Source organism: Odoribacter sp. N54.MGS-14, assembly GCF_000980295.1.
Classification (GTDB): Bacteria; Bacteroidota; Bacteroidia; order Bacteroidales; family Marinifilaceae; genus Odoribacter; species Odoribacter splanchnicus.
Genome location: NZ_LARL01000025.1, coordinates 1 through 11,582 on the forward strand (window position 1 = coordinate 1; position 11,582 = coordinate 11,582).

6 protein-coding genes are annotated in these 11,582 nt (G+C 43.4%); all 6 read left to right on the forward strand.

Annotation, left to right across the window (positions count from 1 at the left end; genetic code table 11):
* A partial coding sequence (locus WS42_RS07035) for a PL29 family lyase N-terminal domain-containing protein (RefSeq protein WP_046450903.1) occupies positions 1-930 on the forward strand: 930 nt, incomplete at its 5' end.
* Positions 931-1,055: 125 nt separating this feature from the next.
* Positions 1,056-3,212, forward strand: a complete 2,157-nt coding sequence (gene fusA2 / locus WS42_RS07040) for an elongation factor G2 (RefSeq protein WP_046450904.1) — start codon at positions 1,056-1,058, stop codon at positions 3,210-3,212.
* Between the two features lie 461 nt (positions 3,213-3,673).
* Entirely contained in the window at positions 3,674-6,877 is a 3,204-nt protein-coding gene (locus WS42_RS15420; RefSeq protein ID WP_087394996.1) for a toll/interleukin-1 receptor domain-containing protein, read from the forward strand.
* Positions 6,878-6,959: 82 nt separating this feature from the next.
* Complete coding sequence (locus WS42_RS07050) at positions 6,960-7,664, forward strand: 16S rRNA (uracil(1498)-N(3))-methyltransferase (protein ID WP_046450905.1); 705 nt, start codon at positions 6,960-6,962, stop codon at positions 7,662-7,664.
* Between the two features lie 10 nt (positions 7,665-7,674).
* A complete protein-coding gene (locus WS42_RS07055; RefSeq protein ID WP_013612385.1) occupies positions 7,675-8,343 on the forward strand; it encodes a DUF4159 domain-containing protein in 669 nt (222 codons plus the stop codon).
* A gap of 641 nt (positions 8,344-8,984) precedes the next feature.
* The gene (gene clpB, locus WS42_RS07060) at positions 8,985-11,576 is read left to right on the forward strand and encodes an ATP-dependent chaperone ClpB (protein ID WP_013612383.1); all 2,592 of its coding nucleotides are present in this window, start codon (positions 8,985-8,987) and stop codon (positions 11,574-11,576) included.
* Positions 11,577-11,582 lie beyond the last annotated feature (6 nt).

An 11,582-nucleotide genomic window follows, 5' to 3' on the forward strand; every position in this document is an offset into this window, starting at 1 on the left:
GAGCTTATCCGTAAACAATTGTTGGCAATAGAAAATTTGCAGTATGAATTGAATGTAAATATCAGTGCTTTGGCCTCCTTGGTAGAGGCATTGAATAGTAATAAATATATTGTTACTGTTACGGAAACGTTGCGTGGTTATGAATTTGGTATGAATGACGGAAGTATCATACGGATTTATCATGGAGAAAAAGGGATGAAGGGGGAAGATGGGGAATTGAAAGTACCTTTAATTTCTGTCCGTGATTCGTCGGATGGGCATGTATACTGGACGATGGACGGTAGATTTGTTCGGGATGGAGCCGGAAATTGTATGCGGGCAGATGGAATTAAGGGAGCGACCGGAGATAAAGGAGAACAAGGAGGACAGGGGGCACCAGGAGGAATTCCCCGGATGCAGATCGATATGGTTTCCGGTATGTGGGAAATCTCATCGGATAACGGAAAAACCTGGGAATTGACAGGAGTGAAAGCATCTGGTAAGAAAGGCGAAATTGGGGATACGGGGCCTGACGGTCCGGATGGGCCTACGGGAGAAAAGGGGGAATGGGGAGGCGGTATTCTAGCTCCTCATGGAGTAGAGGTACAGAATGGATATGTCGAATTCACTTTACAGGATAATAAGAAAATAAGATTACCCCGTATATTGCCTTGGCGATTGGTCTTTCCGGGTGGTATGGACTATGAAATGAGAACAGGTGAAGCCAAACAGATCCCTTTTGTTATTTCCGGTTTTGGCGGTACTCCGTCCATATATGCTGTCGGGGATAACGGATGGCTGGCAGAAGCCGGACCGGTAGATGAACAAGCTGGTGAAGGATTTATCGGCGTGGTTTCGCCGGCCTGTGAAAGTGTGGCTACCGTTTTGGTGTTGTTGACGAATGGGGAAGGGAAATGTACGACCTATTTTCTTCATGTAGTTTCAAGATAAGGAAAAGTTGATTTTGTTAAATTTGAACCAGGGTTTCTTTGATTTTAGAAAAATTCTGTTTAATTTGTGAACCGATTTAAAACGATTGAGTCGACATTTTTGACGAATAACCTAAAATTAATTACATGAAAACCTACAATCCGAATGAAATCAAGAATATCGCTCTTGTAGGCAGTGCTGGTTCCGGTAAGACCACACTTGCTGAAGCGATGATGTATGAGGGCGGGGTCATCCCGCGCAGAGGTAGCGTAAGTGCTAAAAACACTTCCTCTGACTATAGGCCTGTGGAGCAGGAGTATGGTTCTTCTGTTTTTCCGGCAGTATTATATACCGAATGGAAAGATCAGAAACTGAACTTTATCGATACTCCGGGGGCTGATGATTTTGTCGGTGGAGTTATCTCTGCGCTGAATGTAGCCGACACGGCGGTGATGGTTGTCAATGCTGTCAAGGGTGTCGAAGTAGGGACCGAAATTATTAGCCGGCATGTCCGGAATTTAAATAAACCGATGATTTTTGTCATCAACCAGCTGGATCATGAAAAAGCTAATTTCGAACAAACGCTGGAACATGCACAGGCTTCTTTCGGAAAGAAAGTGGTACTGGTGCAATATCCGGTCAATCAGGGGCTCGGTTTCAATCAGGTGGTGGATGTCCTGAAAATGGAGATGTATCAGTGGAAACCGGAGGGGGGTAAACCCGATGTGTTGCCGATCCCGGAGTCGGAGAAAGAGAAAGCCGACGAATTGCATAATGCCCTGATCGAGGCGGCTGCCGAAAACGATGAAGGGTTGATGGAGCTTTATTTTGAGAAAGGGAGCTTGTCGGAAGACGAAATGCGCGCCGGTATCCGGAAAGGGTTGATCGCCCGTGATATGTTCCCTGTGTTCTGTGTGTCGGCCGAAAAAGATATGTGTGTACGGCGTTTTATGGAATTCCTGGTGAACGTGGCTCCGAGTGCGGCTGCCATGCCGGGAATGCTTACGAAAGACGGTCGTCTGGTGCCTTATGAAGTGAACGGACCGGCTTCGGCTTTTGTATTCAGTACGACTATAGAGCAGCATCTGGGAGATATCAACTATTTTAAAGTAGTTTCCGGTACGGTGAAAGAAGGGGATGATTTGACCAATATGACTACCGGTACTAAAGAACGTATTGCACAGTTGTATGCTGTAGCCGGTAAAAACCGGACGAAAGTGACGGAACTTCGGGCCGGTGACCTCGGAGCGACCGTGAAACTGAAAGGAACGAGAAACGGGGATACCCTGAATGAGAAAGATTGTGATTATGTATTTCCCGGAATCAAATATCCGAATTCCCGTTTCCGTACTGCTGTCCGGGCAGTGAATAAGGGCGACGAGGAGAAAATGGCCGAAGTGCTTTATCGGATGCACGAAGAGGATCCTTCTTTGCTGGTGGAATACTCCAAAGAATTGAAGCAAATGATCCTTTCGGGCCAGGGAGAATTTCATTTGAATACGATGAAATGGCGGATCGAACACAACGATAAGATTCAAATTGAATTTTATGCTCCGAAGATTCCTTATCGGGAAACCATTACGAAATATGCCCAGGCCGATTACCGGCATAAGAAGCAATCCGGAGGAGCCGGACAATTCGGGGAAGTACATATGGTCATCGAACCCTATGAAGAAGGAATGCCTGAGCCGACGACTTATAAGATCGGTGGTGTGGACAGCAAGATGTCGATTAAAGGAAAAGAAGAATATGATTTGCCGTGGGGAGGTAAACTGGTATTTTACAACTGTATTGTAGGTGGAGTGATCGAAGCCCGTTTTATGCCGGCTATTCTGAAAGGTATTATGGAAAAAATGGAAGAAGGGCCGTTGACGGGTTCGTATGCCCGGGATATTCGCGTATGTATTTACGATGGTAAGATGCACCCGGTAGATTCCAATGAAATTTCTTTCCGTTTGGCAGGGCGTCATGCCTTTAGCGAGGCTTTCCGGAAAGCCAATCCGAAGATTCTGGAACCGATTTATGATGTCGAAGTGCTGGTGCCCGATGAAGATATGGGAGATGTGATGGGTGATTTGCAAACCCGCCGGGCTATGATTATGGGGATGGATGCCGATAGCGGTTTTCAGAAGATCAAAGCCAAAGTGCCGTTGAAGGAAATGCAGCGTTATTCTACTGCTCTGAGTTCCATTACCGGTGGACGGGCCACTTTCACAATGAATTTTGCAGGCTATGAAAAAGTACCGTCTGAAGTACAGGAGGAATTGTTGAAAGCTTATCAGGAAACAGATGACGATGAATAATTTTTGGTGAATTATACGGAAAGGAAAGGTTGTTGCTAAATGATTTTGCATATTTGTTTAAACATCTTATACATCGTTTGTTCGATTGGCTATTTTAGTTCAACTTTAATGTAATTCAGCTTAATGTCAGCCTATTCGCCGTAGGCTGACATTTTTTAATGCAATTTGCAAATCAACTTTGGTACATTAAAGTATATAGATGCGAAATTAATTTATGGACGTCATGTTACAAATCTAAAACGTTTTAAGAGCTTTTACTATGGATATATTTGCAGATTATTGTATTTTATTTGCCAAGTAGTTTAAAATTGTCTGTTCTTATTATTTGGATAGTGAAGTGGGTTAGGGAGGAATTGTTTAAAAAATGAATAAAAAACAGGTAAATGGCTAATGGAATGATGTATTTTTTAATTTTGTTTGTGGTGAATTGTAAGGATAGGGATAGTTGAATTAATTCGTGGATGATGGAACAGCAATTTCAATATTACGCTTTTATCAGCTATAAACGGGAAGATGAGAAATGGGCTAAATGGTTACAGGATCGGTTAAGATGGTATAAGTTACCTTCGAAATTATGTAGACAAATCACCCGGTTGCCTAAGAAAGTATGGCCTGTTTTCAGGGATAATACGGATCTCGACAGTGGGAGACTGGAAGAAAATATAAGACATGAACTCGAGCGTTCACATTATCTTATTGTGATATGTTCACCTGAAGCAGCGCGTTCGCCCTGGGTCGGAAAGGAAGTGAAATATTTCGCTACACTTCACGGAGCAGATAAGATCATCCCTTTTGTCGTTTCAGGGATTCCCTACAGTAATGACATCGAGACAGAATGTATCCATGAACAGATAAAGGCGATAAGCCAGGAAGAATTATTGGCTATAAATGTCAGGGAAGAAGGGATCGGTTCATTTGCGATGAAGAAAAAAAGGGCTTTTATCCGCGTTGTGGCCCGTTTGTTGGATATAAAGTTCAATACCTTATGGCAGCCTTATGAACGTATCCTGAGGATTCGTAAATGGAGTACAGGAATCGGAGTTGTTTTATTCTTATTCGTTTTATTCATCTTGTGGGACTATTACCGGACTAAAAATGAATATTTTGCTGATTATGTGGATAGATGGGGAATACCGGAAGGGGTGATTGAGTTAAGTGCGGAACAGGTTAAAAAAAGAAGTACACATTATCGTTTCGAATATACCCACCGCAGTATATTGGGGAAAGGAAAGGGCACGCTGAAAAGAGTTGTTTTTGCCAATTCTGCCGGTTTTCCTATAGAGCACAATTTTAGTGAATATGTCGATCGTTCTTCTATTCAACAGATAGAAAGCCGAAAAGATAGACGGGGACAATCTGTCATTGAGATTGAATATCAAAATTCCAAACAAAAGCCTTTGATTGTTGCCTATATTGCCGGGGACAGTTTGCAATATGTAGATCTGAAATCATTGGATAAGGGAATGGGTATCGGACTTACAAGTTCTTTTACTTCTATCACTTCGAATGCATTTGAAAGTATGTTTAGTAATTCGAAATCTGAAATCCGGCGGTATCGTTTAATCAGGGACCGGCAAGGTTTCATTATACGTAAGTTATTTAAAAAATATAACGGTAACGACGATATCGCTGCTTGTGATGCAAAGGGAATTTATGGCTTTGATTATCTCCTGGATTCTATCGGAAGGCCCCGGTTGGTCAGATTTATCGGGTTTGAAGGTTTTAACTTTCCCAATAATATGGGGATAGCTTCTAAGAAATATAATTATGACGAATATGGTAATATTTCGGTAATCGCTTATCTCGATCCGGCAGGTAATCCTGTTTTGAATGAACAGCGGTGGGCGACTTATACCAGAAAATGTGATGAGAACGGTAATATTGTAAAAGGTGTATATCTGGGAATAGACCAAAAGATTTGTCCGCTAAGTAATGGTGGGGGAATAATCGGGAAAGAATACGATGAACATGGGAATAGTATTACCGAATCGATTTTTGATAAAGACGGTCAGCTTGCCTGGGGACGGGAAGGGGTGGCAAGATGTGTTGCAAAGTACAATAAGCAAGGAAGAATCATCGAAACGGCAAATTATGGGACAGACGGTAATTTGTGTTTTAACAAAAAAGGATATGCCCGATTGCTTTCTACATACGATGATTGCGGGAATGTGATTGAAATGGCTTATTACGGTGTGGATGGAGCTCCCTGTTTTAATAAAAAAGGGTATGCAAAATGGATTGGCCGGTATGATAAATATGGGAATATGATTGAAAGCGCTTATTTTGATACCGATGGAGAGCCGGTGAGGGATAAAGAAGGAGTTATGAAAGTAGAGGCTGTTTATAATAATAAGGGGTATATTTCCTCCATTAGTTATGTAGATGCCGGGGGAAATCTTGTTCCGAATAAGATCGGTATAGCCCAGGTAACGATAACTTATGATAACAATAATAATTTAGAGAAAATATCTTTTAAGGACGCTGACGGAGCTCCTTGTCCCATTGCGAATGTAAGGCTGGAGTATGATGAATCTGGGAATCAGACAGGGCAGTTCGTTTCATGTCTGGAAGATAAATTGTTCCAACCTGCAGGGTTTAATTGGAGAGCAAAATATGATAAAGGAAATCTCGTAGAGAAGGTATATCTGAATAATGTAAAAGAACCTTATTTAAATCCGAATGAAGGCTATGCAAAATATATTGCAAAATATAATGAGCGGGGTAGATTGATTGAACTTTCTTTCTTCGATACAGAAGAAAAACCCTGTTTGAATAATAAAGGATATGCGAAAGTTTCTTATGGATACGATGAGTGGGGAAATGTAACGGAGATTCTGTTTTTGGGGGTGGATGGAAAACCATGTACCGATTCGAGTGGAGTGGCCCGGTGTGTGATGAGGTATGACGAACGGGGAAATAAGATAGAGGAAGCTACTTTCGATCCGGAAGGGAACCCCTGTTTAAATGCCCAGGGGGCAGCTAAAATGACTGCTGTATGTGATAGTTGGGGAAATGTAACGGAGATGACTTATTGGGGAACGGATGGTAGGTTAGGTCTGAATAAGGAAGGTTTCGCCAAGTTGAATTTTAAGTATGATGAGCGTGGTTTTCGGGAAGAAACGGCTTACTTTGATGTGAATAATAAGTTGTGTATGCATACAGGTGGCTATGCAAAAGTGCTTGAAAAATACGATCCCCGCGGAAATTGTACCGAAGTGGCTTATCGGGATGAAAATGATAGACCCTGTCTGCTGAAAGATGGTTATGCAAAGTTGTCTTTTCAGTACGACGACCGGGGGAATGTGGTAAAACAGGTATATTTCGGTACAGACGATAAACCCTGTATAAATACCGGCGGTTTTACTGCTATTTCCCAAAAATATAATGAAAAAGGGATGATTACCGAGGTCGCTTTTTGGGATATAGCCGAAAAGCCCTGTTTGGTGAACGGTTATTTTATGGAGAAGACTGAGTTTGACGATTGGGGTAGAATAATAGAAAAGAAATATTTAGATACTGAAAATAAGTTATGTAAAGGTGGATATGGATTTGCAAGAATGACGGTAGAGTATGACCGTGCAGGTAATTCGACAGTCAGAGTATTTGACGAAAATAATCATGAAACGATGAAAAAATCGCTTCATGTGAATGAAATAATACAATGAAATTAATTCAATATTCAGGTTGGTAAGAATTTGTTTGATGGTTGAAAACATGTAGTTTTGTCGGATAAATTTAATCGTTGTTATGCATTTATTTTATACGCCGGATATCGAAGGGGATATTTATACGTTGAATGCGGATGAATCCAGACATTGTGTACGGGTATTGAGGTTGGGGGCCGGAGAAGCGGTTTCGTTGGTGGATGGGAAAGGAACTTGGTATGAGGGAGTTATCGAACGGGCGGAAGTGCGGGGATGTGAGATCAGGATTACGGATCGGCGGGAACTATACGGCCGGCGCAATTTTCACCTGCATTTGGCTGTTGCTCCGACGAAGAATATAGACCGCATCGAATGGATGCTGGAAAAATGTACTGAGATGGGGATCGATGAGATTACCTTATTGCATGCAGCTCATTCCGAACGGAAGGTTGTGAAAGAAGAACGGCTGGAAAAAGTGATTGTGGCGGCGATGAAACAGTCTTTGAAAGCCTATTTGCCCCGGCTGAATCCGATGACCGATTTCCGGCAGTTGGTTACTTCTTGCCGGGAGACCCATAAATTTATCGCCCACTGTAATGAAGGGGATAAAAAACGCTTGGATGAAGTGTATCGGCCGGGGGAAGATGTGGTTATACTGATCGGACCTGAAGGAGATTTTTCGGAAGAAGAAGTGGTATTGGCCCGGCACCACGGTTTTGTGCCTGTGACTTTAGGGACGAGCCGGTTGCGGACTGAGACGGCGGGGATTGTGGCTTGCCATAGTATCGATTTTATGAATCGCGTTTAAATCTGAACATATGGAGCATCTTTGGAAAGTGGTGTTTTTGATCGTTTTGTTTGTGTTTGTGCCTCGCTGGTTGTGGAGCCAGGAAACTAAAACGAAACTGGCTCTGTTGAAATATAAAGGAGGAGGCGATTGGTATGCCAATCCGACTTCTCTGCCTAATCTGATCCGTTTCTGTAACGATAAATTAGGTACTGACCTGGCTAAAGAGCCGGCCACTGTCGAACCGGGAAGCCGGGATATTTTCAATTATCCCTATGTGCATATGACGGGGCATGGAAATGTTGTTTTTACAGAGGTGGAAGCCCATAATCTCCGGGAGTATTTGTTGGGGGGTGGTTTTTTACATGCAGACGATAATTATGGGTTGGCTCAGGCCTTCCGGCGGGAAATGAAAAAAGTGTTTCCTGAGGATGAATTGGTTGAGATTCCCTGGGAACATCCGATTTTTAATCAGAAATATAAATTTTCGCAGGGATTGCCCAAAATTCATGAGCACGATGCGAAACGGCCGCAAGCCTTGGGCATCGTAAAAGAGGGAAGATTGGTGGTTTTATTTACTCTCGAAACCGACCTGGGAGATGGCTGGGAAGACCCTGAAGTGCACAATGATCCTGAAAACAGGCGGCAGGAAGCCTTGCGGATGGGGGCGAATATTATTTCTTATGTGTTTTCCAACTGAAAAAAGGTTAAAATAAGAGATAATTATTCTTCGGGTTCTTTCAGTAAATTTTTCCGGTATTCGGCGGGCAGGATGTAGGTGTACGTCGGAGCCGGACAGTCGCGTTATTTTACTACTGGTTTTGAGATTGCGGTAACGATTATAGGAGATGCGTGTATATTGGAAGAATAATGTAAAGGACTTGTCTTTACTTTATCGGGATTATTTTGTTTTTGGGGACTTGCAAGGAATGCTCTTCCGGCATAAAACCCTTCATCTCACGGCAGAGCTAATCGGCCAAGAAAATATAAGCGGAAATTTGCAGCAATAGAAAGCTGGACTCTCCGGATTATTTCCAGTGAAAATAATCTTTCTTAAATCAAGACTAATCTACGATTCAGTAATAACGATAGGCGGAGGTGTTCGTGTTCGGGGACCCGGTCTGATACAGTATAAAACCCGGATAAATTGTCGGACCGGATCAAGGAAGACAGTAGGCCGGTCATTTTGTTCTATCGGTTTAAAGGCTGTCGTTTTGTCTTGAATATTTGCATTGATTATGTCAATTTGACAAAATAATGATAAAAAATTTGCTGAAACCTTTCATTCGGAGAATCGGTATAAGATTTGTAATCCTCTATAAGTGAAAGGAGAGATAGACAATGAATACAAATAATTATACGATCAAGTCGCAGGAGGCTTTGCAAAATGCAGTGCAGCTTGCGCAGAGTAAAGGGCAACAGGCCATCGAGACCGGGCATTTATTGAAAGCCGTGATCAATGTCGGTGAGAATGTTACTCATTTTATTTTCAATAAACTGGGCGTCAATAGCCATAATCTGTTATCGGCACTCGACCGGATTATCGATAGCTATCCCAGGGTTTCGGGCGGAGAAGTATACTTATCGCCGGATAGTAACAAAGCGCTGGAGAAGGCGACCCGTTTGGCGAAAGACATGGGTGACCAGTATATTTCGCTGGAACACATCTTATTGGGATTACTGGATAACCGGGATCAGGTGGCTCAATTGTTGAAAGATAGCGGTTTGACAGAGAAAGAGACCAAAGAAGCGATTGCGGAGCTTCGGAAAGGATCGAAAGTCAACTCTCAATCGGCAGAAGAGAGTTATGATGCCTTGGGGCGGTATGCTATAAATTTGAACGAACGTGCACGGAACGGTAAATTAGATCCGGTGATCGGGCGGGACGATGAGATACGGCGGGTGTTGCAGATTTTATCACGCCGTACGAAGAATAATCCGATACTGATCGGTGAACCGGGTGTAGGTAAAACAGCGATTGCCGAAGGATTGGCACAGCGTATTGTGAATGGGGATGTCCCTTCCAATCTGGCTTCGAAACAGATTTTTTCGCTGGATATGGGTGCATTGATCGCCGGAGCTAAATATAAAGGTGAATTCGAAGAGCGTTTGAAGGCAGTGGTCAACGAAGTGCTGGCTTCCGAAGGCGAGATTATCTTATTTATCGATGAGATTCATACTTTGGTCGGAGCCGGAAAGTCGGAAGGTGCTATGGATGCTGCCAATATTTTGAAACCGGCTTTGGCACGTGGTGATCTGAGAGCTATCGGAGCGACGACCCTGAATGAATATCAGAAGTATTTCGAACAGGACAAAGCGTTGGAGCGTCGTTTCCAGAAGGTGATGATCGACGAACCGGATGTGATGAGTGCTATCAGTATTATGAGGGGGCTGAAAGAGAAATATGAAAATCACCATAAGGTGAGAATTACCGACGATGCGATTATCGCTTCAGTGGAATTGTCCCACCGGTATATTTCCGATCGTTTCCTCCCGGATAAGGCTATCGACCTGGTCGATGAGGCTGCAGCCAAATTGCGGCTAGAGATGAATTCGGTGCCGGAAGAAATCGATGAACTCGACCGGAAGATCCAGCAATTGGAAATCGAGAAGGAAGCCCTGAAACGGGAAGGAACCAGCAAAAAATTGTCGGATATCCAGAAAGAATTGGCCGATTTGAACGATGAACGTACAAAACTCAGGGCACAATGGGAGTCTGAGCGTTCTCTGATTGATGAGATACAGAAAAATAAGGATGCTATCGAACAGTATAAATTCGAAGCAAGTCGTGCAGAGCGGGAGGGTGACTATGGTAAGGTGGCCGAATTGCGTTACGGTAAAATCAAGGAAGCCGAACAACGGATCGAGGTGGTTAAGAAAAAATTAGCCGATATGAAACATGGTGAATCCCTGATCCGTGAAGAGGTGACCTCCGACGATATCGCTGCTGTAGTTTCGAAATGGACAGGTATTCCAGTCAACCGGATGATGCAAAGTGAGCGGACGAAGTTATTACATTTGGAAGAGGAATTGCATAAGCGGGTAGTGGGGCAAGAAGTGGCTATCGCTGCTTTGGCCGATGCTGTCCGGCGAAATAGGGCAGGGTTACAGGATGCCCGTCGGCCGATCGGGTCATTTATCTTCCTGGGAACTACCGGAGTGGGTAAAACCGAGTTAGCGAAGGCATTGGCAGAGTTTTTATTCGACGATGAGACGCAGATGACCCGTATCGATATGTCGGAATACCAGGAGAAACACTCTGTATCCCGATTGATCGGAGCTCCTCCGGGATATATCGGATATGACGAAGGTGGACAGTTGACCGAAGCAGTACGGCGGAAACCTTATTCGGTGGTGCTGTTGGATGAGATCGAGAAAGCACATCCCGATGTGTTCAATATCCTGCTGCAAGTGCTCGACGATGGTCGTTTGACCGATAATAAAGGACGTACTGTAGATTTTAAAAATACCATTGTTATCATGACTTCGAATATCGGCGCTCATATTATTCAGGAAAGATTGAAAGACCTGAATGAGAAGAACCGTGATCAGGTATTGGAGACTACCAATAATGAGGTATATGAATTGCTGAAACAAACCATACGTCCGGAGTTCCTCAACCGTATCGATGAGGTGATTATGTTTACCCCCTTACAGAAGAACGAGATTGTGGATATTGTCCGCTTGCAAGTGAAATCATTGCAGAAGATGTTGGCTAACAACAGTATTACCATCGAGGTTACCGATAAAGCTGTGGAATGGATAGCTCAGGAAGGGTATGACCCTCAATTCGGTGCCCGGCCTGTGAAACGGGTGATCCAGCGGAATTTGCTGAACGACCTGTCTAAACAGATTCTGGCAGAAAAGATTACCAAAGACAACCAGATTGTAATCGATGTGAAAGACGATCATATTGTCTTTACTAATAAATAACGGTAA

What these genes read in the sequence shown, in the direction of transcription:
- fusA2 (WP_046450904.1), top strand. Translation starts at nt 1,056, where the DNA reads ATGAAAACCTACAATCCGAATGAAATCAAGAATATCGCTCTTGTAGGC.
- WS42_RS15420 (WP_087394996.1), top strand. Translation starts at nt 3,674, where the DNA reads ATGATGGAACAGCAATTTCAATATTACGCTTTTATCAGCTATAAACGG.
- WS42_RS07050 (WP_046450905.1), top strand. Translation starts at nt 6,960, where the DNA reads ATGCATTTATTTTATACGCCGGATATCGAAGGGGATATTTATACGTTG.
- clpB (WP_013612383.1), top strand. Translation starts at nt 8,985, where the DNA reads ATGAATACAAATAATTATACGATCAAGTCGCAGGAGGCTTTGCAAAAT.
- WS42_RS07055 (WP_013612385.1), top strand. Translation starts at nt 7,675, where the DNA reads ATGGAGCATCTTTGGAAAGTGGTGTTTTTGATCGTTTTGTTTGTGTTT.